Raw genomic sequence first — 24,680 nt, 5'->3', positions numbered from 1 at the left:
GCGATTGCTTCGCAAAGCTCGCAATGACTACACATATTTTGCATGATTTGTTAACTTCTAAAAAGGCACAGAATCAACAGCCTAGTCTGAATCCCCATCCAATTGATTCTGACTCCTGTTAGCGGATAGCTAAGGTTTAGCCCATTCTGACTTCTGAATTCTTCTTCAAATTGCATATCTTGGCTCATGTCTTTATGCTCGATTGTTGCTGGCGCTTGAGCCGATAAATTTTTGCTGAACAATCATCATTACTCCATCCTGCTTCAATCTCCTGTGCGTCAAGAAGATCCTGCAATGCTTTATCAAGTACGCTGTAACTACAATTAAATATGTCTTTTAATTCTCCAGCCGTTTTCTCACTAGAACGCAGGGATTCTAAAATAGCCTGATTAATAGGATTCATAATTGGCACAGTTTGAGGATTACTGAACTTATTTGATATTTAGTTTTTGTCAATAGTCGCATTTTTAATATCACTAATCAATTCATCAATCCTTGATTGAGTAGTGTTCCAAGAACACATAAAACGTACACCTCCTACACCAATGAATGTATAAAACTGCCAATTCTTCGCTTTTAAGCTGTGAATAACTTCTTCAGGTAATTTAACAAACACGGCATTGGCTTCTCTAGGAAACATCAAATCAACGCCTTCTATGTTTAATAGTTGATTTTCTAGATATTCAGCACATTGATTGGCATATCTAGCATTTTTGAGCCAAGCACCAGTTTCTAATAAACCCAACCAGGGAGCAGAAATAAACCGCATTTTTGAGGCTAGCTGACCTGCTTGTTTGCATCGATAATCAAAATCCTCTGCTAAGGTTTTGTTGAAGAAAAGAATTGCTTCACCTAATGCCATGCCATTTTTTGTACCACAAAAACACAATACATCTACTCCAGCTTTCCAAGTAATTTCAGCAGGGCTTTTATTCATAGCAGCAACTGCATTCGAAAAACGAGCGCCATCCATGTGAACCTTTAAGTTGTGCTTGTTCGCAACTTCTTTAATACTTAAAAGTTCCTCAATAGAATATAAAGTTCCTAATTCAGTAGATTGGGTAATGCTAATAACTTTAGGTTTGGGATAATGAATATCAGTGCGTTTAGTGACAATTGTTTCTATAGCCTCTGATGTTAATTTACCATTTTTACCTTGAGCAAGTAGCAGCTTAGAGCCATTAGATGCAAACTCAGGTGCGCCACACTCATCTGTTTCTATATGAGATGTTTCATGACAAATGACGCTATGATATGACTGACAAAGAGCAGCTAAAGATAAAGAATTTGCGGCTGTACCATTAAAGGTAAAAAATACTTCACAATCAATTTCAAAGAGTTCCCGAAAATAATCTGTAGCTTTTTGAGTCCATTCATCATTTCCATAAGCTGGAACACTACCTTGATTTGCTCTAATCATATATTCCAGAGCTTCAGGACAAATGCCAGAGGAATTATCACTTGCAAACTGTTCTAATTGGCTACTCATAATTTTATTATGATTTGTAACAATTACTGTTACAATACTAATGAATAATTTTGGATTTTGCCAATTTCCGGATCATTGACTTTTTAGATAAGTCAATAAGCTAAATATTTTGATTTTAAAAAATTAAATATAAATGCTATTTTTTTATATAAAAATCTTAATTTTTTTACTATTATAGCTTTTCTATGAGTATTTACAACAATGGTTAGTGTATTTGTACTATTAAATTACTTTGTTGATATCTACATAAAAGTAGAGCCTGAGTTTGCGATCGCTGAGATATTCAATTACTACGGTGTCTTCCAAAGCGTTGCATTGATGGTATTTTTGGGACATTAATTAAATATCGCAAATAACCAAATATTATGCTACAAAAATAAAGTTTGCTAATCAGAATCGTAATCATATACTTATAATGTACTATACAATTCCCTACCAATAAGCATTACATGACTATTGGGCACATTTGTCCTTAGTTAATTGTCAGTAGTCATTTGTTTATTTTCTGCTGACTAATGACGCTCCTTCTGGTGCGTCCACTATATATAATAACTTGCTTCTTTGTAAGGGTATATCACTAACGCCAGTTACTTCTCCATTTGGGGAATTGTCCCGGAGTGAAGGAGTACAAATTGGGTAACTCGCCCAAGGCACTGGCTCACCAATGACCAATGACTAATAACTAATGACTGAACCATTGATTGAACTGAAAGGTGTTTCTAAGTCCTTTGGTAGCCATAAAGTTCTAGATAATGTAGACTTGACCATTTACCGGGGAGAAGCACTGGGGATTATTGGCCCATCAGGGACTGGGAAATCAACGATTTTGCGGATAATGGCGGGGTTACTTACTCCCGACGCAGGAGAAATTTATCTGCAAGGAGTGCGGCGAAACGGTTTAATTGAGGATGGTAGCCAGCAGGTTGGCATTGGCATGGTGTTTCAGCAGGCGGCGCTATTTGATTCCCTGACGGTGGAGGAAAATGTGGGATTTCTACTTTATCAAAATTCCAAGCTGCCGCGATCGCGCATTCAAAATTTGGTAAAAGAGAAATTGGAGATGGTAGGTTTGCCAGCAATCAGCAACCTCTACCCAGCCGAACTTTCCGGGGGAATGCGAAAACGGGTAAGTTTTGCCCGTGCAATTATGTCTAACCCCGATAGTCCCTCAGAAGGGCCAGAAGTTCTACTATACGACGAACCAACAGCCGGACTTGATCCTATTGCCTCAACAGTAATCGAAGATTTAATCCGCCATTTGCAATGTTTAAATGGAGTTTGTAGTACTTATGCTGTTGTTACCCACCAAGACAGCACTATCCGCCGTACAGCTGATAGACTTATATTTCTCTATGAAGGTAAAGTGCAGTGGCAAGGTACAGTTAGTGAGATATACAACACAGAACATCCCTTGATCAGACAATTTATCAGTGGAAGTGTGCAAGGCCCGATTCAAGTCGTCGGTTAGAAACTCAAAAGTGAGGAGTGAGAAGTTAAGAATGAGAAGTGAAGAGTTAACAATGAGGAGTAAGAAGTTAAATTCAACTCATAACTTATAACTCCTAATTCCTAATTTATAACTTTTAACTCCTAACTCCTAATTGGTTGTTGGTGGAGGCAAACAAAATGCGAGGTCTTATGACAAGCCGCTTCGCGTCTGGGCGAACATTTAGAGAAGGCTCTGTGGGGTTATTACTCCTGCTAGGAATAGGGGTATTTGGATTACTGTTTCTGTGGTTAAACAGATTCACTGCTGCTGGCAGTTCATATAAAGTTATTGTGGAATTTGCTAACGCTGGCGGAATGCAAAAAGGAGCAACAGTTCGTTATCGTGGCGTTAAGGTAGGAGCTATTTCTCAGGTTCGACCAGGGCCAAATGCCATTGATGTAGAGATTGAAATAGCCCAAACTGACCTAATTATGCCCCGTAATGTAGTGGTAGAAGCTAATCAAAGCGGATTAATTAGTGAAAGTATTATCGACATCACACCAAAAGCAACCTTACCTACTGGGGTTGTGACTGCTAAACCTTTAGACAAAAATTGCAACGCTAGTCTGATAGTCTGTAATGGCACTCGGTTAAAAGGTCAGGTTGGGATTAGTGTTGATGAACTGATTCGCAGTTCAACTGAGCTAGCTGGTGTATACAGTGACCCAAAATTTTATAGAAATGTCAATGGGGTTCTAGAAGCAACTACAAGCGCAGCATCTAGTTTTACAGAACTAAGTCAGGATCTGCGAGGTTTGACCAAAAACTTACAGCAACAACTTAATACCTTTTCTGCCACCGCTAATTCAGTGCAACGCGCGACAACCCAATTTAATGCATCCGCGACTCAAACAGTAAATAAATTTGGTGGAACTGCAACTCAAGCAAGTCGCTTGCTGAACAACCTGGATAATCTGTTAACAACTAATCGTTCTGCGCTGGTTGGTGCTTTGAACAATATTACCGAAACCAGCAACCAACTGCGTGTTACAGTCAGTAGCTTATCACCATCTGTCAATCGATTGACTCAAGGAGAATTACTCAACAATTTAGAAACTCTTTCAGAAAATGCAGCGCAAGCCTCAGCTAATTTACGCGATGCTTCTAAAAGCTTAAATGATCCAAAAAATGTGGTAGTGCTGCAACAAACTTTAGATTCAGCACGAGTAACCTTTGAAAATACTCAAAAAATTACATCTGATTTGGATGAATTGACAGGTGATCCTACTTTCCGCCAAAATTTGCGGCAATTGGTGAATGGTCTAAGTGGTTTAGTATCTTCTACGCAAGAGGTGCAGCAGCAAGTGCAGGTTGCTACTACTCTAGATTCAGTAAAAACTGCTGTGAGCAAACCAAATAATTTAATTCCTACCCCAGCGCCAACTCAACAGGCGATGTCTAATGACAAGTCTCTACCTGTCTACCCAACTAATCCTTCACCTTTTAATTTTGATAGTACCGACACCATACTTGAACCAACCCCCAGTCCGTCTATCTCTAGCTCATCCCAAGAAAACCTCTTAAAGCAGCTGCGGGAATATGGCAAGCAACGGGAGCAAGGGAAGCAGGGGAAGCAGGGGGAGCAGGGGAAGAAGAACTATTGATTAATTCCCAATGCCCAATGCCCCATGCCCCATTGTCAATTCCCTAGAGTGTTCCAAAAAATAAATGATCCAAAACCCGTCATTGCGAGCGAAGCAATCGCAAGGGCTGGGATTGCTTCGCTTCGCTCGCAATGACAATTGAGCATTTTTTTACTTGGAGTACCCTAATTCCAATCTTGTTCATCTTTCTTGCCGCGACTTTTGTAAATTCCCCCCAAATCATGAATTTTACGAGTTTTCTCAAAAAGCTCGGCTTCGGTCAAACCCCACTGTTGCAAGACTTTCTCTAGGTCTTTTTGGATATCTCTCGCCCCTGGAAACCCTTGATAACGCATTCGCAGTCTAGCCAATTCTGCTAAATTATAGTCTGTCGCCTCTTGAGAGAGTAAAATATCAATAAGGGGGCGATCGCGGTTATAAAGTGGATGTTGTTGATCTTTACCAGCCGTTGCTTCAGTCATCGTCAGTCCTGAGTGCTGAGTCCTAAGTTTTAAGTTTAGCTGACAGTGGAAAACAGGACAGGCAAAATAAAATTGTCAAATACTGAAAAGTTAACTGTCAACTTTACCACTTCTGACTTTCTCCGCACTCCACTCAGCACTTATACTAGACGGCAAGTACACCTGATGTCTTACGGCTCTCACCACTGCCACTTAACTTTAAATAAAGTTACATTAGTCCTTAAGAAAATACAAAAAACTTTAGATGAGGGTGAATTTTATCTCACCCAAAGTCCAAGCAGCGAGGGAGCAATAACCCATTATGTTTGAACACTTCACTTCCGAAGCCATTAGAGTAATTATGTTAGCTCAGGAGGAAGCACGTCGCCTGGGACATAACTTCGTAGGAACTGAGCAAATTCTCCTGGGTTTGATGGGAGAAGGAACTGGGGTTGCTGCTAAAGTGCTAGCTGAATTAGGCGTTATCCTCAAAGATGCACGTCGCGAGGTAGAAAAAATTATTGGTAGGGGTTCTGGCTTTGTACCACCAGAAATTCCTTTTACTCCTAAAGTAAAAAGCCTCTTCGAGCAATCGTTTAAAGAAGCTCATAGTCTAGGACAAAATTACATCAACACTGAACACTTACTCTTAGGATTAACCGAGGCTGGTGAAGGTGTCGCCGCCAAAGTACTGCAAAATCTAGGGGTTGACTTCAAGGCTGTCCGCAGTGCCATAGTTCGCCGTTTGGGTGAAAATGCACCGGCTTTCGCTGGTAGTGGTAGTGGTAGTCAAAAGCGCACTCAACCGCTAACTATGGAAGAATTTGGCAGAAATTTGACCAAATTAGCCCAAGAAGGCAGACTCGACCCTGTAGTTGGTCGTGAGAAGGAAATTGAGCGGGCGATCCAAATTCTCGGTCGCCGCACCAAGAATAACCCGGTGTTGATTGGAGAACCAGGAGTTGGTAAAACTGCGATCGCAGAAGGTCTAGCTCAACGTATTATCAACCAAGATGTTCCCGAAACCTTACAGGACAAGCAAGTTATCAGCCTCGATATGGGGTCATTGGTAGCTGGAACTCGTTTCCGTGGCGATTTTGAAGAACGCATCAAAAAAGTTGTAGAAGAAGTTCGCACTGTCGGTAATATCATCTTGGTGATTGACGAAATTCACACCTTGGTTGGCGCTGGTGGTACAGAAGGTGGGTTGGATGCAGCCAACATCCTCAAACCTGCCTTAGCACGGGGTGAACTCCAGTGCATCGGCGCAACTACCCTCGATGAATATCGTAAGCATATCGAGCGCGATGCCGCCCTAGAGCGTCGTTTCCAACCGATTAAGGTTGGGGAACCCTCGGTAGAAGAAACCGTACAAATTCTTTACGGCTTGCGCGGCGCTTATGAACAGCATCACAAAGTCACAATTTTGGATTCAGCACTTGTAGCAGCAGCAGAATTATCAGACCGCTATATTAGCGATCGCTTCTTGCCAGATAAGGCAATAGACTTGATTGATGAAGCTGGTTCTCGCGTTCGTCTGCGGAACTCTCAAAGTTCTCCTAACAAAGAACTCAAGCGTGAACTCGCTGGCGTTACCAAAGAAAAAGAAGCAGCAGTCAGAGTTCAAGATTTTGACAAAGCTACACAACTGCGCGACCAAGAATTAAAACTTGCAGAACAACTGCAAGCAACCTTCACACCAACCGAGCAACCTGTCAACTCGACTGTAGTTGACGAAGAAGACATCGCCCAAATCGTTGCCTCTTGGACTGGCGTACCAGTCAACAAGCTAACTGAATCTGAGTCAGAATTGCTTCTACACCTAGAAGACACTCTGCATCAGCGGCTCATCGGTCAAGAGCAAGCAGTCACAGCTGTATCTCGCGGTATCCGTCGCGCCCGCGTTGGTTTGAAAAATCCCAATCGCCCCATTGCTAGCTTTATCTTCTCTGGCCCGACTGGAGTTGGTAAAACAGAATTAGCGAAAGCATTAGCTTCCTACTTCTTCGGTGCGGAAGACTCCATGATTCGGTTAGATATGTCCGAATACATGGAAAGCCACACCGTCGCCAAGCTAATTGGGTCGCCTCCGGGTTATGTCGGCTACGAGGAAGGCGGACAACTGACGGAGGCCGTGCGGCGCAAACCATATTCAGGTCGTGCTATTCGACGAAATCGAAAAAGCGCACCCCGACGTATTCAACATCCTGCTGCAACTCCTCGATGACGGGCAGCTGACGGACGCCAAAGGCCGGAAAGTGGACTTCAAGAACACGCTGATCATTTTGACTTCTAACATCGGTTCCAAGGTGATTGAAAAAGGTGGTAGTGGCTTAGGGTTTGACTTCGACACTCAAGCCGACGCTAGTTATAACCGCATCCGCACCTTGGTAAATGAAGAATTGAAAGCTTACTTCCGTCCTGAATTCCTCAACCGTCTCGATGAAATTATCGTATTCACCCAACTTTCTAGGGATGAAGTTAAGCAAATTGCTGAGATTATGCTTCGTGAAGTTGCTGGTCGGTTGACAGAAAAGGGAATTATCTTAGAAGTTAGCGATCGCTTCAAAGAGCTTGTGGTACGAGAAGGCTACAACCCTAGTTATGGTGCTAGACCATTACGTCGGGCAATTATGCGCCTCTTAGAAGATTCTTTGGCTGAAGCAATGCTGTCTGGCGAAATTACAGATGGAGACACAGCCTTCGTTGATGTTGATGATGACTCTCAAGTGAGAGTTAAAAAATCAGAAAAACGAGAATTACTCTTGGCAAATGTTGGCTAATTTTATACCCGCTCACTTTTTGCTGTAGTATTTGAGAAACACTCTAGCCTCTTGTATCAGTAGAGGCGATCGCAGGGACATCTCAGACAAACATTAAGTGAAATGGTATTATTTACGACCCCTAGTAGAAATACTGGGGGCTTTTTTTGTCCAAATTTTTCACAATATCAAAGTTGAGTTGCTCAATCGTCTGGCGTATAACTTGGCTAGAATGCTGTAATTGCTGTAACTCTTTTGCGCTAAGAGAGAGATTCAAACATATCTATTTGGATAATGTTGTGGCAATAAGTTTATGGCAGTATTGATTCTTCAGTTAATATCTCTGGTGGTTCTTGATTCTCAGCATAACTAGAGTTAAAACCATCTGCGGCATCTTTGATAAAACCAGCTATGGGTACTGCAACTAGCAAACCTAAGACTCCGCCAGCATTGGTTCCTACAAGCAAAGCAATCAATACCCATATTGGTCTGATGCCAGTAAATTTGCCTAAAAGTCGTGGTGCGATCGCCTGATCAATTAACTGGTCAATGACAACAGCTACTGCAAAAACCTTCGCCGCTAGCCAAAAGTCGTGCGACGCTATTATTAAAGTGATTACAACAAGACTAACGACATCACCAAAGGGAATCAAGCTCAAAAGTCCAACTCCCAAACCAAAAAGCAAACCAAACTGGACTTGGAAACTTAAAAACAATAATGTTATTGAAACACCCATCAGCAAAGCTAACGTTATCTGACCAATCAAGAAATTTTGGAAGTTTTGCTGAATAGACTGGCTTACCTTCTGAGCAAAATTCCCAGGTAACTTTTTAAATATTCCCTGCCAAATTCTTGGCCCATCTAACAGTAGATAAAAAGTCAGCACTACTGTGATTAATGCTTCAGAAATACTATCAATCGTATCTATGATAATGCTTAAAAGCTTATCTGAAACAAACTCTATCTCATTCGGTAATTTTTCCGTAATTTGTGCTAATAACTGACTTAAATTCACATTTAATTTGTGCCTAAAAAACCAATCATTTAAAACCTGAAGTTTTTCTTTGCTAGAATCAATCCATTGGGGAAGGACATTAACCATCTCATGAAATTGCTCTAAAACAATAGGCACTAAAGTAATACCCAGAGCAACAACAATTACCAATGCTAATATAAAAACTAACGATACTGCATAGCTGCGTTTAACTCCCCCCTGTTGCATAATCGAAACGGGATAGTTTAAAACGAATGCAAATAAAGTAGCTAAGACAAGAATTGTCACAACAGGTTGAAAGTTTTTAACTAAGAAAAATACTAGCCAACCATTGAGAAATACTAGAGGAAATAGCAGCGTAAAAATTAACCATCTCAGTAGCTGATTCAGTGAAAAATTCATAATTAATTTACAATCCAAATTATTCTAGTTATTAGATTGAATCCGGTAATTAAATATACCCAAGGGAAGTAGACAAGAAAAATATTCTCCCATTCACTACTCCCCATTATTCCAACTACTAACTTTCAGCAAAAGCTAAAAATTGCTCCTCACTTATTCGCCCTGCTTGATACAGAGTATTAGTAATTTCCGAAATAGTTAAAACCGCATGACTGCAATAACCATTTTGCTGTAACCTATCTCTCACACCTTGTTCATGGTCGATAAATACCACAATATCATTAACATTTAATCCTGCTGATTCCAATTTTCCTGCCCCTTCCATGACACTTTTGCCGCTGATGAGAATATCGTCAACCACCACAACTGTTTCACCGGGATGAAAGTTACCCTCAATTACTCTTCTAGTTCCGTGTGCCTTTACCTCTTTACGAGGGAAAATCATTGGACAATGAAGACGCAAAGCTAAACCAGTTGCAGTCGGTAAAGAACCGTAGGGAATACCTGCTAACCTGTCAAAAGTAAGATTCTTTAAAATGTCCTCATAAGCTGTGAGAACTTGATTAAAAACTTGGGGATTGGAATAATTTTGCGTAAGTCGATGTAATAGGGAAATATAGCTCCTGATGCTTGGACAAAGCTGCCAAACATAATACAGTCAATGTCATAAAGTTGTAAGATTAAATCTTGTTGGGGTGCTTATTTAACAAACAAACATCAGAAAACCAGACAGAGCAGGTGGAGTTTCATGAAATAATTTCAGTTTTTAATTGATAATTTCCGCACGTAAAGACTGAACTTCTTCAGATAATTGTGTGTTTCCCAACATATCTTGAGGAACAGGAATCAGCAAACCATCACCATTAGTATTCAAGCCGGCTTCTAAAATTTGCTTCAGGTTTTGACCCTCCGCCCAAATGCTACGCGCCATAATAATTCGTTCCGGGCGCAACTGCTCGAATAAGTGCCTAAAACTTCAGGATTTATAGTCCCCACTTCCAAACCCAATTGTTCTGGAGTTCCCCAGGTTTTTGATTCTTTACTACTTGTAAATAAAGGGGTGATTCGTTGGTAGGATATTGCTGTAAAGCTTCTGCACCTGGATTAGAAGTACAGCACAAAATAAACACCGCTTTACCCTGATAGACTAAAAAAGGTGCTACATGATCTTGTCCTGTATAGGGACTGAGAGTGATTGCATCCATTTGCCATTCTGTAAAACACAGTCCGGGCAAAGATGGTACTAGTATTTAGGTCACTGTGTTTGGCATCTAAAATAATTGGGATGTGCGCTGGAATGGCTGCTAAAGTTTTATACAGCAGTTCTAAACCTGGAATACCTAATGCTTCATAAAAGCCAATTGTCGGTTTATAGGCACAAACGAAATCAGCAGTTTCAGCAATAATGAATTGTAACCATTTCTCCAAACCAGCAATTAGTTCTTCAGATTCATAACGCACAGGCATCATTTCTGGATTTGGATCAAGTCCAACAAATAGTAAGCTTTGATTTTGTAAAATATTACGATTCAACTTATCAAAAAAGTTCATATTTTTCGTTTTCAACAAGAGTTATTAGTCTTTGTGTCTACTTTCTCAATAGTTGGTTTAGTAAAACATCGAGTCTGTGAGTTCAGTGCCTCCAGCTTTCTGCCCTAATCGAGAGTGAATCACTGCAAATAAGATAACCATTGGCACTGAGGCAAAGTGAACAATTCGTAATGCTTGCCAACTGCCAAACATATCTACAATCCAGGGAAATTGAGCAGGTTTATACATTCCAATTCCTGTCAATAACGCTAGCAGCAAAATAGGAATAATTGCTGTATAGGCAATACGATGCCAAGCGTAAATTAGACGTTTGAAATTTTGACTTTTTTGTAATGCTTTGAGATCATTAGCACCGACAAACCGATGTCGCCAGCGTCGGGTAATTAAAATGTAAATTCCATACCACAATAGATTGAGCGAAAATAGCCACATTGCGGCAAAATGCCAGTGTCTACCTCCTGCAAGCCAACCTCCTAAAGTAAATATCGGAGGAATGTGCAAACCTGCACGTCCGCCAAAAACAGGGTTGGCGTTGTAAATTTGTAGTCCACTGGTGAGCATGATAAATAGGACTAATGATGTTACACCAGTGGAAAATTTTGGCTCCTATTGCTTGAGTAGGTAGCTTTCGAGTTTGAGAGGGGGTCAAAGTCATAGATTTTGACTGATAAAATTTGTTGTTTATCTGTCTTGGGTAAATAGTCCAGCAAATTCGGAGGTGGGAATTACTCACCTTTATTTTCCCATCCCATAACTCAGTATTCTGACATTGATGGTCTACCATCTGCTGTTTTAAATGTCAGTTTCGGTGTAGCTAAGGTTGTTCTAAGCTAAATTGTCAAAATTGTGTGATGTCTACAACAGGCTGTTGGGTATGCTGCTAATCCCTCTTCTAAGAAACCAGAAGTATTTGATGAACCACAGCAAAAATTTCCTGTTCGATCTTTTGCTAATGAGTTAAATTTGAGCGTGGCATCTGTTTTTGGCTGGTTATTAGAGTAATATTGTGACAGATTTGGTCGTGATGTTTGATGGCGATCACTTCAGATTCTGCTTTTTACAATGTCTTTCACGCACGCGATCGTGGGCTATTCCTGAACCTGTGGAAAATACCAAAAACATAACCCCTCTCCGCCACCGGAAAGGGGTTAATCACTGCCGAAACTCAGTACTAAATTGTACAGACGCGATGAATCGCGTCTCTATTCAGCAATCTCTAATAAGCGTCTTGCAACTCGTAGAAATCAGGCGAGATGTAATCCTTCCGCAAAGGCCAACCTATCCAATCTTCCGGCATCAAAAGCCGTTTGAGATTTGGGTGTCCTTCGTAGATAATGCCGAACATATCGTAAGACTCGCGCTCTTGCCAATCTGCGGTCTTCCAAATCCAGTACACAGAAGGCACTACGGGGTTTTCCCGTGGTAAGAACACTTTAACTCGAACTTCTTCGGGGCGATCGCTATTATCACCGACTTTAATCAAGTGATACATACTCACCAATTCTTGTCCTGGGCCAAGGTCAATACCACCTTGACACTGGAGATAATTAAACCCGTAGGCATAAAGGGCTGTAGCGGTAGGAAGCAAGAAATCTGCCCCCACCTTAATTATCTCTACACCATTCTTATCCGGTGCTAAAAACTCATGGTCAAAGCCATTTTCCGTTAACCACTGGGAAATTTTACCCGCTTGTACCAATGCCTCTTCTTTGGCTGCTGGTACTGGTTTAGATTCTTCTTCAGCCACGGGTTTGTTCCTCCTTTTGAGCCTTTGCTGTAAGCAGTGCAGGTGGTATTGGCATACCAATCGCTTCTGTCAATTCCTTCGGTGGTGCATAGCGAGTTTCTGACTGCAAATACTTACCAGTTAAGATTTCATCTACTGGCTTCAGGTTATGAGTCGTGCTGTAGTAGCGGTGGGTTTGCTTAATTTTATCCCGCTCTTGCATCGATTCATTGGAAATTTTCTTCCGCAGCTTAATAATTGCGTCGATAATTGCTTCTGGACGGGGAGGACAACCAGGCAAATACACATCCACAGGAATCAGTTTATCGACTCCGCGCACTGCCGTGGGGGAATCAACACTGAACATCCCACCAGTAATTGTACAAGCTCCCATCGCAATTACATACTTCGGCTCTGGCATTTGTTCATAAAGACGCACCAGTTGAGGAGCCATCTTCATCGTAATAGTCCCTGCCGTAATAATTAAATCGGCTTGGCGGGGGCTAGAACGGGGAATTAGCCCAAAACGGTCAAAGTCAAATCGGGAGCCAATTAAAGCTGCAAACTCAATAAAGCAGCAAGCAGTACCAAATAGCAACGGCCACAAACTAGAAAGCCGCGCCCAGTCGTAGAGGTCATCAACCGTCGTCAGAATGACGTTTTCTGAAAGGTCTTGAGTGATTGTAGTCCGCTCAATGGGGTTGATGATTCGTTCTTTGCCCTGGGTTGTTAAATTAGAATTCAAGACCATTCCAAAGCTCCTTTACGCCACGCGTAAACTAAAGCGACTACAAGAATTGCAATAAAGATTAGCGCTTCAATAAATGCCAATAGCCCCAAACGGTGGAAAGCTACCGCCCAAGGATACAAGAATACAGTCTCCACATCAAAGACGACGAAGACCAGAGCAAACATGTAGTAGCGGATATTGAACTGAATCCAGGCTCCCCCGATGGGTTCCATGCCAGATTCATAAGTGGTGTGCCGTTCTGGGCTGTAACCACTGGGTCGTAGGAGCTTGGAAGCTGAGAGCGCTAAGGCAGGAACTAGGCTACAGACTATGAAGAAGCCTAGAAGGTACTCGTAACCGCTGAGGACAAACACAATGAGTATCTACCGCTTATGGAGTGTTTTAAGTAGGGAGTAGGGAGTGGGGAGTGGGGAGATGAGGGAGATGAGGGAGCAGGGGAGAATAACTATTGATTTTTAACCAATATCCAATGCCCAATGCCCAATTCCCAATGCCCCATGCCCATCCCCTAACTGCGTAACTTTCTTTTACATTATATCTGTTTGGTTTTTCTGAAATCTGGGAAACAGACGCACTTCAGGTATTTGATTCGTTTTTGGTAGTGATAGAAAAGCCTAACAATTATGTCATAATTTTTAACGTATATTTAAGAATTCTCCTCTGCGAGGCCCTAGCCATGAGCGAACCAGTTGTTGAGACTCCAGTGTTAGACCACTACGAGTGTCGCGCCTGCGGTTATGTTTACGAAACCTGAGAAGGGAGACAACACGCATGATATTCCTTCCGGGACACTATTTGCAGAACTGCCCATAAATTGGCGTTGTCCAGTTTGTAGTGCCAAGAAGACCGCTTTTGCCAACATCGGCCCTGCGGGTACTGCATCTGGCTTCAAAGAAAATCTCGGTTACGGTTTAGGTGTCAACAACCTCACACCAACCCAAAAAAATATCCTGATTTTTGGCGCTTTGGCTCTTGGCTTTTTGTTTTTTATCAGTCTCTACGGCTTACAGTAAGCTGTTCCACATTTTAATTGCATAAGCTGGGCGCTCATGTTGCCCATCCCACAAGAGTTATATTTAATTCGATTATGCAAATTAGATGTTTTTTAGCTTAAAAGCCGTAATCCAAAATTCAAAATGAAGAACCCAGGATTGCGCAGCATCCTGACTGACGACTCCTACAAAAATTTAGAAATAACTAAGAAATACTGATGCATTCATTTGTGAAAAGTTGGCAACGAATAGCTGCCTTGTTGATAGTAGTCGTCATGTGCATAGGTTGTAGCAAAGTGCCCTCTGTTAGTTACAACCCTTGGAAAGTCATTTCTGTGCCGACAGACTCGAATCTATTGGATATTGCTTTTACTGATAACCGTGAGCATGGATACTTAGTAGGTAGTAATGCCACCTTATTGGAAACCAATGACGGTGGTGATACGTGGAAACCAATAACACTGCAACTGGATGAGCAAAAGTATCGTTTTGACTCAGTAAGTTTTGCAGGAAAAGAAGGCTGGATTGCCGGAGAGCCTGGACTGGTGCTGCACACTACTGATGAAGGTGCTTCTTGGTCGCGTATTCCCCTGAGCGAAAAGCTACCAGGTAGCCCGATCGCAGTTAAGGCAGTAGCAAAAAATACAGCTGAAATGGCTACTGATGTCGGAGCCATTTATAAGACCACAGACGGCGGCAAAAACTGGAAAGCCCAGGTGGAATCAGCAGTCGGTGTGGTGCGTAACTTAGAACGTTCTGCTGATGGTAAATATATTGCGGTTTCTGCTAAGGGTAGTTTCTACTCGACTTGGGAACCGGGACAAGATGCTTGGGTTCCCCATAACCGCAATAATTCTCGGCGGTTAGAAAAACATGGGTTTGGTGACAATGGGCAATTGTGGTTGCTAGCTAGAGGAGGTCAAGTTCAGTTTAGTGACCCAACTAAACCTGAAGAATGGCAAGAGGCAAAATTTCCAGAGTTATCCACCAGTTGGGGTCTATTGGATTTGGCATATCGCACACCCAATGAAATTTGGGTAGGTGGCGGTAGCGGTAATTTGCTACGGAGTGGCGACGGTGGTAAAACCTGGGAAAAAGACCGTGCAGTAGAAGAAGTTGCTGCTAATTTGTATAAAATTGTGTTCTTAGAGCCAGAACGAGGATTTATAATTGGCGATCGCGGCGTATTGCTCAAATATTTACCAAACCCTGAAACAACTTCTTCAGAAGCAGCTTAGTGAGTAAGAGGGAGTGGGGAGATGAGGGAGAAATAAGCAATTCCAAATGCCCCATGCCCAATGCCCAATGCCCCATGCCCAACGTACAATTTCTGAGAAGAACGTTGCAACTTGTAACTCTTTCTTAACTTTGTAGGATAATAAACTCTATAACATTCTTTGTGAAGGCAGAAATCTAAATGTCAGGTACCACTGGAGAACGTCCGTTTTCGGACATCATTACCAGCGTTCGTTACTGGGTAATTCACAGCATCACCATCCCGGCATTGTTTATTGCTGGTTGGCTATTTGTCAGCACTGGATTGGCTTATGATGCTTTTGGCACACCCCGCCCCAACGAGTATTTCACACCAGCGCGGCAGGAAGTGCCCATTGTGAAGAACCGTTTTGAAGCTAAAAAACAAGTTGAAGAATTTATTGGAAAGTAGTTTGAGATCATGACTAGCGGAAACAACATCAATCAACCAGTTACCTATCCAATTTTTACCGTTAGATGGCTGGCAGTACATACTTTAGGTGTACCAACTGTATTCTTTTTAGGCGCGATCGCCGCAATGCAATTTATTCACCGTTAGGAGCAATTATGGTAGAAAGATCGCCTAATCCCAATAATCAACCGGTTGAACTAAACCGGACTTCGCTATACCTGGGACTACTACTAGTTTTCGTTCTGGGAATTCTGTTTTCCAGTTACTTCTTTAACTAACTGGAAGTTCTGCTGTTAGTCTTTGTTTGTTGAACCTGTGTTGATTAGTTGTTAAGGGAGGAGAGAAGCTGTGTCTGGAAGTGGGAGAATTCCCCTGTGGGTCGTCGCTACGATCGCAGGTTTAGGTATAATTACAGTCCTGGGCATTTTCTTTTATGGTGCCTACGCCGGACTCGGTTCTTCGATTTAACATTAGTTAGTTTGAACCGAACACTATAAGTCAAAATTTTCTAGCATTTGTTGAGAAATCAACGTTAAAAAAACCGCCTGTCTCTATGAGATAGGCGGTATTAATTTTGGTCATTAGTCATTTGTCTTACCCTGCGGGTACTCTGTTGGAGAACTCGTTCGCGTAGCGTCTCCGTCAGGAGAAGAGTAGCCGCTGGTACGTCTATGTCATTTACAAATAAATAACTGATAACTAATGACCCATGACTAGATCAACCAATGTCGTCTCTTTCAATGTATAAAAAGAAAAACGCAAAGGTCACAGCTGGTACAACCCAACCAATGATGGGAACTAAGATAGAAGGCAAAAAGGAAGCTGCCATAGTAAAGGTTCCTGCTAAATAACACTACAATTCAAGATGAGCTTACTGCAAATTCTGCCAAGATTTTTGAAATTCTAAAGATTTTTAACACAGCTAATATGGGGAGTGGGAAAAGTAGGGGGCAAGGGGGAGAACATAAAATTAGCTCTCTCCCCTCTACTCCCAGCAAGAACTGCCCCTCTGCCTCTTCCCCATGCCCAATGCCCCATGCCCAATGCCCGATTTACATACCTAGGAGTTCATCGAGCTGCAAGCTGGGTAAGTCTGGAGGAACCACAGTCTTTACTATTGTGACTTTGTGACTTTCCTGTTGGGTTGTCAAATCAAGTGCGATCGCTTCTAAGCGAATTTCCAAACAGCCAAAGGGAATGTTTAATTGCGTTATTACCTCCAAACCTCCAGATACATTAGGTAGTAAATCTGTCAATAGATGAGGCCCATCTAGTAACCAGCGAGTTTGATAATCTTCAAGCCATAACTTGACAACAACTTGCGGAGGTACTTCGGGCAATACTACGCGCACCATTACAGACTTGCCAGCGATTAGTTCACCTTCTGGCACATGCAACTGTGGAATTGGTAAAGACTCAATGGCTGCCGCAATTCTAGGCAAGGAAGCAGATAAATCTAACAGTGGTTGCTCTTCTTCAAAGGGGTAACTCCTTTTTGTATCGGCTTCCAGTTCGCTATATGTATCATCTACAACGATTTCTTGCGCCAACCAAGCCGAAGCTATATTTATTTTTATCGGAGGAGGAGGGGGCGGTAGTTGCCTTGACAGAGCCGATGATAGCGTTGGTTCTAATACTTTTTCTATTTCCGTATTTTCTTCTATCCCCAGATCCGCTTCCTTGGCTGTATCTACATCTTCCCCCAAGTCGTCCAGATGAGAAGCTAACCTTTGGATTTCTTGCCATGTATCTTGTTCGTGTAACGTATCCGTGTTGACATCTAGGTTTAACGGCAAATTGATATCAACATTCGCAGTTTCTGCATCTAAAGAAAGGGGCATCAGCTGCGCTGGAACATAGTTATCGTAATCTTGACGTTGCAGATCATTGATAGATTCAGGCAAAGAGTAGCCTTGGCTCTGCATCCACTTCCTGAGCAGAGGAGATGAGTAAAGATTGCCTGTTGTAATGAATTGTGGATTTTGCTGGGTTTCTATTTCAACAACAGATTCTTCCTGGAATTGTGCATTTTGCTGGGCTTCTATTTCGGCAACAGATTCTTCTTGGAATTGTGCATTTTGCTGGGCTTCTATTTCCGCACCAGATTCTTCCTGGAATTGTGCATCGCCTACTATTAATTCAGGCGTATTTTCATCTACCGCTACAATTTCATCCAACTGCGGGAAGTCTTCAGCTGCTTTAATTTCCAATGCATCTGAGTTTTTTACTTCTTCTGCATCACCTGGTAAAGCTTGTAGCCGTTTTAAATATGGCAAAGTAGTGTCGAGTATTGGCATTCGACGTTGCCTGATGACCAACTGCTTCAAATTGATCACAGTGATAGTAACATCCTTTTCTAGAAGTTCTTCCTGTGCAGGGGGTTCTGTAACAACATCTGTGGGAGTGTTGGCATCGATTTGAACAGGAGGTAATTTTGGCAATTGAGGCAATTGAGGCGAAGTGCCTGAATTCTTTAGCTTAGATGTTGTCCGTAGAGTAGTTTCTCGCAGAACTTGCAGGTTAATTTGCGCTGGTAGGGATGTATTTGGGGATGGATCGAGTGTCTGAGGCTGCTCTGTTTTTGGAATATTGATCAGATTGAATAGTTTCAAGTCGAGCCTAACAGGTGCTTCTGCTTCTGCCAAAGCAGCAGATGAGTCTGATGGTGCTATCGAGTCATTTAACGATGTACTAGGTTTTGCTGCGGCTGTGATTGCCAGTAATTGCGTTACATCTGCTGTAATGGTGAAAGACTGGCTGGCTAACCGCATGATTTCACTATTATCGTTGGATCTACCATACAAACTGATATCTGCCAAAATTAATTTGGATTCACAGTCAGCAGGAATATCAATTGAGGTATTGATGGTGAAGGGTAACTGTTGATCTGGTAAAGGTTGCCGTACCTGGGTCAAAATTTTCGAGTTATTGGGCGATCGCAGTTCAATTTCTAGTTCAAGCGCCCGTAGGCTTTTTGAGGATAATGTTTCAGCCTGATCTAAATTTATCTTTTCTTTGAGTTCTATTTGTCCGTTGATTGTCAGAGGTTGTCCCCAACGGGCAATGTAAGTATCCTGACCTAAAGTTAGCAGTAACGGTGGCAGTAGTTGTGTTGCTGGAGAATCTGTAACCTTTTCATTTTTGGATAAAGGTTCAGAAGTGGGTAAATCTAAATCTATTAAATTTTGTAAAATCTGCTCTGCCGTCTCGCCTTTGAGCCACACAGGACTCACCGGCTCATCGATAACGATATTCTCTTCCGTTTCATTTAGCAGAATAGTATTAGTTGCCAGTTCTGCGGAAACAGCGATCGCATCATCTAAGGTAATTGTCGATTCTGTTGGAGCAATGTATTCTAAGTTGCCTTCATCTGGCACAACAATGGTGACAGGATTGCTGTCTCTAATAGTTGCCAATTCTGTGGAAACAGCGATCGCATCATCTAAGGTAATTGTCGGTTCTGTTGGAGCAGTGTATTCTAAGTTGCCTTCATCTGGCACAACAATGGTGACAGGCTTGCTGTCTGTAGTAGCTGCCAATTCTGTGGAAACAGCGATCGCATTATCTAAGTTAATTGTCGGTTCTGCTGGAGCAGTGTATTCTAAGTTACCTTCATCTGGCACAACAATGGTGGCAGAGCTGCTGTCAGTAGTAGTTGTCAATTCTGCGGAAACAGTGATCGCATCATCTAAGGTAATTGTCGATTCTGTTGGAGCAGTGTATTCTAAGTTGCCTTCATCTGGCAGAACAATGGTGACAGGGTTGCTGTCTGTAATAGTTGCCAATTCTGTGGAAACAGCGATCGCATTATCTAAGGTAATTGTCGATTCTGCTAGGGCGGGTGAATTTGATTCTACATTCTTCCCCTCTCCCACTTGTGAAAAGACTTGCAGCTGCACTCTGTATTGCCAAGATTTACCGAGCAGCTCCGCCATTAAATCGCCGGAACAGCGCAACTCCCACACACCCGCCTGGAAGTAGGTAAAAGGAATTACCGCCATTAAGCCTTCTGAGTTAGTACGACGCGATCGCTTAAAAATTCGCCGCATTGGTTGAACTTCCTCGGTTGAAGAGTGAGTTACCCGTACTTCCACATCTGTGTTAGGAAGGTTAGAACGAGCCAAAACTCTATAATGTCCTTCCAAAATTTCCAAATTTGGCGATTCTAGGACATGCCACGAGCGATCGCCTTGTTTTTGTATCAGAAATTGCCAGTGTTCCATTGTGAGTGATGCCCAGACCGACGAGCCGCTGAATAATATTGTGATTAACTTGCTTGCAAGTTTACCTCAGTATTTTGTAAATGCCTCACTTAAATAGCTATCAAGTTAACTAAGTTTTACTTACTTGACTTTTCTCACTTTAACTAGTCATGTCAAGGAAATTTCAACGGGTTGCCCTATTGCTTGTGCGTAAAGCTTTTGTTATTTTCTGAATATTAAGTTTGACAAACTCCAGTGCTAAATTAACAGATATGTAATCGATCTCGTTAGTTGCCTTTGCTCAACCTAATGCAAATATTTTTGTATTATTTTTTACTTAACTTTCCAATTTGCAATAGACACAACGTAGAATAAGTTAAGATTCACTTGAGAATTGTTATTGAATCATAATTACCCACATTTTTGCTACAAAAAGGTAGGATGTGGCTCTTAAGTGTCCTCTGCGATCGCTCACTCTGGGTGCAAAGCGCGATCGCAAATCACAACACTTACGTATCCAATCTACCTGAAGCGGCTCGAACCGCTACAAAGCGTGTCCTCCCCTGAGTGAAATGTGTGTGAAAAGGAGGATTTACAGGAGGATTCGATGCTAGTCATTTTAATGGAAGATCAAATTCTTGCCCCTGGGCAAGTTTGCCAATCTTGTTTACTCGCTGACGGAACCGGTCAACCCCGTTGGCGTGCGGGTCAACTGCGTTGTGGTCAAGCCATTCGCAAACTTACTCAACAGCAGCCAGACCAGTATGAGTGCATGATGGGCTTTCGCATCGCCCATATAGAATAGTTGAATTTCTCAGCAAGACCAAGCAACTGCGTTATCCTAGGCTCAAGTAACTATAGAAATTTAACCACAGGAGAACGCATAATGTCTTGGCGTGGGTCTACAACAGTTTCAGATCGGATTTTTGCTTCCTTGCCTTATTTGCTTCCTCTCGTTGAGGTTTTTGTATTTGGTAGATACTTACTCACAGAGTTTCCACCACTACAAGTGCTGTTTCTGCCGCTTATACCATTGTTAAATATTTACTATGGCGTGCGTTATGCAGGAATGATTATTTTCTTTGCTTTATTTTTGTTAGTAGTGAGAAACGAAAAAATTAGTCACTTTATTCGTTTCAACACTATGCAAGCAATCCTTTTGGATATAATTATTTTCTTGTTTGGCATCCTGACTGATGTTGTAGGGCTAGTTCCATCTGGTGGTTTTGCAATTCAAACCCTGTCCACAACCATTTTTATTGGCATAGTAGGAGCAGCCGTATATTCAGTCATCCAGTCTGCAATCGGACGCTATGCGGAAATTCCGGCGGTTTCCGATGCCGTGTATATGCAGGTGCGTTAGAAGTTAACGGAATGCTACGGTGTTTTCCAGGCGACCAATACCTTCAATTTCGACGCGGACGCGATCGCCTGGATGCAATGGATTGACACCCTGTGGTGTACCTGTCAGCACCAAATCACCTGGTAATAATGTCATCACCTGACTGATATAGGAAACTAAAACATCAGGGGAAAACACCATTTGATCGATACAGGCAGATTGGACTGGATTAACGTCGTCATTTAAAAAAGTCTGCAATCTCGCTCCTGGATTTAATTCCCGCACAATCCAAGGCCCCAAGGGACAGAAAGTATCAAAACCTTTAGCTCGTGTCCATTGAGCATCGCGTTTTTGTAAATCCCGCGCTGTTACGTCATTGGCGATGGTGTAGCCCCAAATTTTGGTTTGAGCTACCTCTGGTGTACATTCAAAGGCATAATCGCCAATCACTAATGCTAGCTCTCCTTCGTAGTCAACTCTTTGTGACTGGGGAGGATACTTAATTTGACTCTCAGATGGAATAATCGACGTGGGTGGCTTAAAAAATATCAGTGGCTCAGAAGGTACTGAAGTTCCCATTTCGGCTGCATGATCTGCGTAATTCTTACCCACCGCCACAATTTTTGAGGGGGCGCAAGGAGCCAAAATTTGGTAATTTTCTGGTGTCAAAGTTAAATCAGTGGGTTGTCCATGTAACCAGGGCGGAGCATCTAGCACCTGTACATTAAGGGATAGCTGTAGTAAGCCATAGTAAATCTGTCCTTCTTGATTTTGAATTCGCACATAGCGCTGCGCCATAACCTTGATGAATATCCTTTTATCTGCTTTTTCGTTGCTGTGAGTGGGTAGCAATCCTCAGTTAGCTCTTTAGCAAACCGATTGAGTCTTGAGCAAAAGCTATAGATACCCTTAGAGAAAGATACCCCTTGGCGAAGCTGATAGTTAGATCAATCTTGCTAAAGAAATATCAGAGTTGCCTCCCGACCTAGTTTTCATTATGGACATCCTAAAAATCCAAACTTCGGCGGTTTGGCTAATGATTCAAATAGAAAACTGGTAAGATTATAGTTCCTTGTTGCTTCAGATGTTAATCAATACTGACATTTTCAATAAAAAAGAGGTATAAATTAACATCGGCAGCCACTTTTGTCCATGAGGAAACTGAAAAATATGACTACAAATTACGAAACAATGTACATCCTCCGTCCTGATCTGGGAGAGGAACAGGTAGAGCAAGCAATTACTAAATATCAGAATTTGCTTCGCGATCAAGGCGCTGAGGATATGCAAATTCAAAATCGTGGTAAGCGTCGTCTGGCTTATGAAATCAAAAAACACCGCGATGGCATTTACATCCAGTTAAACTATACTGCGCCTGCAACTGCGATCGCTCCTTTTGAACGTGCCATGCGCTTGAGTGAAGAAGTGATCCGTTATTTGACAGTTAAGCAAGAAATTGGAGAGGAAAAACCCCCTAAAGAGGAAAAGGAAAGGCCCACTAAAGTAGCTGCAACTACAACAGCGTAAGGAATCAGCAATAGGGAGATGAGGGAGATAAGGGAGAAATAATTAATCCCCAATCCCCAATCCCCATTACCCCAAGGCGGCCCTACCTTTCCCAATCCCATTCAATAAAATTTTGTCTTTTTCTGATCTCGTGGCTTATTTGGGAATGCTAAATTAACAAATACTTGCCAAAGGTAGTACTCCCGCAGTTATACCTAAGAGTGGACAAGATTCTGAATGGGAGCTTTAAGCTACTGTGAGCCAATCTGATACACCTAATATTCAAGTTCTCTCTACGGAAGTATCGCAACTGCGCCAAGAGTTGCAACTTCGCGATCAATTAGTGCAACAGCTATCTCAAGAACTCTTCCGGCTGGTAAAGGGTAATACTAGTTTTATGCCCCAGCAGCCGGAGCCTGAGCGCGATCTAAGCCAGTTACACGCTTTACAAGAACAACTCCAAGCTGTAGAGCAGCAGGTGGCGTTCTACCAAGAGCAAATTACAACTCGTGACTCCGAAATCTACCAATTGCGACAGTCAGTTCAAGAACTCACCGATCGCACTCGGATGTTGGAGCAAGTAGTACAAGAACTGCCTCAAATTTACCGCCGGAAGTTTGAGGAACGGATGACACCAGTGAGAGAAAAAGTAGCAATGCTACAACGAGAAAACCGCCAATTACAAGCAGAACTGCAAAGTGTGAGTTACCGTTTAGCACTCAAAACTCGCAATGCTAGTCACGGCGGGATTGATTTGCCAAATTTTCCCCGCCCAACATCCGAAGAAACTAATATTTCGACTCCCCAGAATGCCTAAAGTTATCATTCTGGTGGAATCTAAGAGGTAAGAAATTGGTGTGGCAAAGGATCTTGGAGACATCCAAGTAGTACATCAAAGCAAAAATAACTATAGAGTTAGAAATAACGCAAACGCTGATAACGCTAATATTGTGACCTTTCTTACCTCTTGCTTCCTTGCATTACATCTGACTATGTAGAACAATTAGCTATTGGCATCTCCCACGACAAAAAGCCAGCCGATGAGATTCAAAAGGCTGGAAATTATCACAATTTTGGTCATTTTTTACTTTATCGCTTTATTGTAGATGGTTTTCAACAAGCACATTCATCTACCGTAAATGCTACCTAGTTAAAAACCATCAGTTTTTCTGAACATTTTTCTCTAAACAAAAAAGACAATCAGTCTGCTAGCACCAAACTGTTATCTTAAGAGAATGTGAAAAAATGCAAATATTGCTTGACTCCACCATCCTTCTAAAGGTAGATTTATTAACTAGCCTGCTAGCACCAGACTGTTGTTTTTGTCGGTAGTGAAAATGTCTTGGTAGGTTTGAAAAATTTCAAATACTGTATCTAGTTGGGTAAGTTCTAAAATTAACCGTACAGGAGCTTGTACGTTGCATAGAACCAAGCGGCAACCACTTTGACGTGCAGCTTTTAAAGCTTTTACTAAAGGAACTAACCCAGAACTGTCCATAAAATTTACTTCTGCTAAATCGATAACCCACAGTTGATGAGGTTGGGGGGCGATCGCAGTCATCTGCTCACTTAAAGCTTTACCGCCTTGCAAATCTATGATTCCTTGGGGTTTAAACAAAATCACTTGAAGTTCTTGTGTGAAAGCCATAAATTTAACAGGGTAGTTGGAACACTTGGTAAAAAATCGAAAAAAGACATTAATACATTCTTCTCTTTCAACGGTAAAACAAGCACTCTACCTAGATATGTGGGTAATTGCAGTC

At 42.0% G+C, this 24,680-nt stretch carries 25 protein-coding genes and 5 pseudogenes; 16 read left to right on the top strand and 14 right to left on the bottom strand.

Going from position 1 to position 24,680, the window contains the following annotated elements:
• Positions 1-184: 184 nt before the first annotated feature.
• The gene (locus ANSO36C_RS16925) at positions 185-403 is read right to left on the bottom strand and encodes a helix-turn-helix domain-containing protein (protein ID WP_251955477.1); all 219 of its coding nucleotides are present in this window, start codon (positions 401-403) and stop codon (positions 185-187) included.
• 39 nt (positions 404-442) lie between these two features.
• Entirely contained in the window at positions 443-1,489 is a 1,047-nt protein-coding gene (locus tag ANSO36C_RS16920; protein ID WP_251955476.1) for a threonine aldolase family protein, read from the bottom strand.
• A 201-nt stretch (positions 1,490-1,690) separates the two neighbouring features.
• Here ANSO36C_RS16920 and ANSO36C_RS16915 point away from each other — a divergent pair, with 201 nt between their 5' ends.
• From ANSO36C_RS16915 to ANSO36C_RS16905, 3 genes are all read left to right on the top strand, one after another.
• The gene (locus ANSO36C_RS16915; RefSeq protein WP_251955475.1) at positions 1,691-1,828 is read left to right on the top strand and encodes a hypothetical protein; all 138 of its coding nucleotides are present in this window, start codon (positions 1,691-1,693) and stop codon (positions 1,826-1,828) included.
• Between the two features lie 346 nt (positions 1,829-2,174).
• Complete coding sequence (locus tag ANSO36C_RS16910; protein ID WP_251955474.1) at positions 2,175-2,957, top strand: ABC transporter ATP-binding protein; 783 nt, start codon at positions 2,175-2,177, stop codon at positions 2,955-2,957.
• A gap of 158 nt (positions 2,958-3,115) precedes the next feature.
• Positions 3,116-4,582 (top strand): MlaD family protein, encoded by a 1,467-nt coding sequence (locus ANSO36C_RS16905; RefSeq protein ID WP_251955473.1) that lies wholly within the window; start codon positions 3,116-3,118, stop codon positions 4,580-4,582.
• Positions 4,583-4,746: 164 nt separating this feature from the next.
• Here ANSO36C_RS16905 and ANSO36C_RS16900 read toward each other — a convergent pair whose 3' ends face one another.
• Positions 4,747-5,043, bottom strand: coding sequence for a DUF3288 family protein (locus ANSO36C_RS16900; protein ID WP_251955472.1), 297 nt, complete (start codon positions 5,041-5,043; stop codon positions 4,747-4,749).
• A gap of 72 nt (positions 5,044-5,115) precedes the next feature.
• On the opposite strand from ANSO36C_RS16900, the gene ANSO36C_RS16895 reads away from it, so the two are divergent.
• Positions 5,116-5,352 (top strand): hypothetical protein, encoded by a 237-nt coding sequence (locus tag ANSO36C_RS16895; protein ID WP_251955471.1) that lies wholly within the window; start codon positions 5,116-5,118, stop codon positions 5,350-5,352.
• Positions 5,345-7,805: pseudogene (locus ANSO36C_RS16890) on the top strand (ATP-dependent Clp protease ATP-binding subunit). The gene ANSO36C_RS16895 and the pseudogene ANSO36C_RS16890 overlap by 8 nt, the downstream one beginning before the upstream one ends.
• A 290-nt stretch (positions 7,806-8,095) precedes the next feature.
• Here the strand turns inward: ANSO36C_RS16890 and ANSO36C_RS16885 are convergent.
• From ANSO36C_RS16885 to ndhC, 6 genes and pseudogenes are all read right to left on the bottom strand, one after another.
• Complete coding sequence (locus tag ANSO36C_RS16885; protein ID WP_251955470.1) at positions 8,096-9,181, bottom strand: AI-2E family transporter; 1,086 nt, start codon at positions 9,179-9,181, stop codon at positions 8,096-8,098.
• 118 nt (positions 9,182-9,299) lie between these two features.
• Positions 9,300-10,732, bottom strand: a pseudogene (locus ANSO36C_RS16880) (bifunctional orotidine-5'-phosphate decarboxylase/orotate phosphoribosyltransferase).
• Between the two features lie 57 nt (positions 10,733-10,789).
• Positions 10,790-11,387, bottom strand: a pseudogene (locus ANSO36C_RS16875) (cytochrome b/b6 domain-containing protein).
• Positions 11,388-11,948: 561 nt separating this feature from the next.
• The gene (locus ANSO36C_RS16870) at positions 11,949-12,479 is read right to left on the bottom strand and encodes an NAD(P)H-quinone oxidoreductase subunit J (RefSeq protein WP_251955469.1); all 531 of its coding nucleotides are present in this window, start codon (positions 12,477-12,479) and stop codon (positions 11,949-11,951) included.
• A complete protein-coding gene (gene ndhK, locus ANSO36C_RS16865; RefSeq protein WP_251955468.1) occupies positions 12,472-13,209 on the bottom strand; it encodes a photosynthetic/respiratory NAD(P)H-quinone oxidoreductase subunit K in 738 nt (245 codons plus the stop codon). The genes ANSO36C_RS16870 and ndhK overlap by 8 nt, the downstream gene beginning before the upstream one ends.
• The gene (ndhC, locus tag ANSO36C_RS16860; RefSeq protein ID WP_251955467.1) at positions 13,200-13,562 is read right to left on the bottom strand and encodes a photosynthetic/respiratory NAD(P)H-quinone oxidoreductase subunit C; all 363 of its coding nucleotides are present in this window, start codon (positions 13,560-13,562) and stop codon (positions 13,200-13,202) included. The genes ndhK and ndhC overlap by 10 nt, the downstream gene beginning before the upstream one ends.
• Positions 13,563-13,885: 323 nt before the next feature.
• Between ndhC and ANSO36C_RS16855 the strand changes: the two are divergent.
• From ANSO36C_RS16855 to ANSO36C_RS16830, 6 genes and pseudogenes are all read left to right on the top strand, one after another.
• Positions 13,886-14,222 (top strand): annotated as a pseudogene (locus tag ANSO36C_RS16855) (rubredoxin).
• Positions 14,223-14,419: 197 nt separating this feature from the next.
• The gene (locus ANSO36C_RS16850) at positions 14,420-15,439 is read left to right on the top strand and encodes a photosynthesis system II assembly factor Ycf48 (protein WP_251955466.1); all 1,020 of its coding nucleotides are present in this window, start codon (positions 14,420-14,422) and stop codon (positions 15,437-15,439) included.
• Between the two features lie 179 nt (positions 15,440-15,618).
• The gene (psbE, locus tag ANSO36C_RS16845) at positions 15,619-15,867 is read left to right on the top strand and encodes a cytochrome b559 subunit alpha (RefSeq protein WP_094348030.1); all 249 of its coding nucleotides are present in this window, start codon (positions 15,619-15,621) and stop codon (positions 15,865-15,867) included.
• A gap of 9 nt (positions 15,868-15,876) precedes the next feature.
• A complete protein-coding gene (psbF, locus tag ANSO36C_RS16840) occupies positions 15,877-16,014 on the top strand; it encodes a cytochrome b559 subunit beta (RefSeq protein WP_012411801.1) in 138 nt (45 codons plus the stop codon).
• Between the two features lie 8 nt (positions 16,015-16,022).
• On the top strand, positions 16,023-16,145 hold the full coding sequence (locus ANSO36C_RS16835; protein ID WP_012411802.1) for a photosystem II reaction center protein L: 123 nt from the start codon (positions 16,023-16,025) through the stop codon (positions 16,143-16,145).
• Between the two features lie 70 nt (positions 16,146-16,215).
• Complete coding sequence (locus ANSO36C_RS16830) at positions 16,216-16,335, top strand: photosystem II reaction center protein J (protein ID WP_012411803.1); 120 nt, start codon at positions 16,216-16,218, stop codon at positions 16,333-16,335.
• A 250-nt stretch (positions 16,336-16,585) separates the two neighbouring features.
• On the opposite strand, the gene ANSO36C_RS16825 is transcribed toward ANSO36C_RS16830, so the two are convergent.
• From ANSO36C_RS16825 to ANSO36C_RS35290, 3 genes and pseudogenes are all read right to left on the bottom strand, one after another.
• The gene (locus ANSO36C_RS16825; RefSeq protein WP_251955465.1) at positions 16,586-16,696 is read right to left on the bottom strand and encodes a photosystem I reaction center subunit VIII; all 111 of its coding nucleotides are present in this window, start codon (positions 16,694-16,696) and stop codon (positions 16,586-16,588) included.
• 223 nt (positions 16,697-16,919) lie between these two features.
• The gene (locus ANSO36C_RS16820; RefSeq protein WP_458368252.1) at positions 16,920-19,244 is read right to left on the bottom strand and encodes a hypothetical protein; all 2,325 of its coding nucleotides are present in this window, start codon (positions 19,242-19,244) and stop codon (positions 16,920-16,922) included.
• Between the two features lie 497 nt (positions 19,245-19,741).
• Positions 19,742-20,090, bottom strand: a pseudogene (locus tag ANSO36C_RS35290) (hypothetical protein); the annotation flags it as partial.
• Between the two features lie 586 nt (positions 20,091-20,676).
• Here ANSO36C_RS35290 and ANSO36C_RS16815 point away from each other — a divergent pair.
• Positions 20,677-20,874, top strand: coding sequence for a hypothetical protein (locus ANSO36C_RS16815; protein WP_251955463.1), 198 nt, complete (start codon positions 20,677-20,679; stop codon positions 20,872-20,874).
• Positions 20,875-20,955: 81 nt separating this feature from the next.
• Complete coding sequence (locus ANSO36C_RS16810) at positions 20,956-21,432, top strand: Tic20 family protein (RefSeq protein ID WP_251955462.1); 477 nt, start codon at positions 20,956-20,958, stop codon at positions 21,430-21,432.
• 3 nt (positions 21,433-21,435) lie between these two features.
• Here the strand turns inward: ANSO36C_RS16810 and ANSO36C_RS16805 are convergent, their stop codons facing one another.
• Positions 21,436-22,209, bottom strand: a complete 774-nt coding sequence (locus ANSO36C_RS16805; protein WP_251955461.1) for a fumarylacetoacetate hydrolase family protein — start codon at positions 22,207-22,209, stop codon at positions 21,436-21,438.
• A gap of 372 nt (positions 22,210-22,581) precedes the next feature.
• Between ANSO36C_RS16805 and rpsF the strand changes: the two genes are divergently transcribed.
• The 3 genes from rpsF to ANSO36C_RS16790 all read left to right on the top strand — a co-directional run bounded on the left by rpsF (position 22,582) and on the right by ANSO36C_RS16790 (position 24,067).
• Positions 22,582-22,938, top strand: a complete 357-nt coding sequence (rpsF, locus tag ANSO36C_RS16800; RefSeq protein ID WP_251955460.1) for a 30S ribosomal protein S6 — start codon at positions 22,582-22,584, stop codon at positions 22,936-22,938.
• Between the two features lie 235 nt (positions 22,939-23,173).
• Entirely contained in the window at positions 23,174-23,734 is a 561-nt protein-coding gene (locus tag ANSO36C_RS16795) for an Npun_F5560 family protein (protein ID WP_251955459.1), read from the top strand.
• A 150-nt stretch (positions 23,735-23,884) separates the two neighbouring features.
• Complete coding sequence (locus ANSO36C_RS16790) at positions 23,885-24,067, top strand: hypothetical protein (RefSeq protein WP_251955458.1); 183 nt, start codon at positions 23,885-23,887, stop codon at positions 24,065-24,067.
• A gap of 144 nt (positions 24,068-24,211) precedes the next feature.
• Here ANSO36C_RS16790 and ANSO36C_RS16785 read toward each other — a convergent pair whose 3' ends face one another.
• Entirely contained in the window at positions 24,212-24,565 is a 354-nt protein-coding gene (locus ANSO36C_RS16785; RefSeq protein WP_251955457.1) for an STAS domain-containing protein, read from the bottom strand.
• Between the last annotated feature and the right edge of the window lie 115 nt (positions 24,566-24,680).

It is taken from the genome of Nostoc cf. commune SO-36, assembly GCF_023734775.1.
Taxonomy (GTDB): domain Bacteria; phylum Cyanobacteriota; class Cyanobacteriia; order Cyanobacteriales; family Nostocaceae; genus Nostoc; species Nostoc commune_A.
The sequence above is the reverse complement of the archived record's forward strand: the minus strand, read 5'-3'. Positions and strand labels throughout refer to the sequence as shown.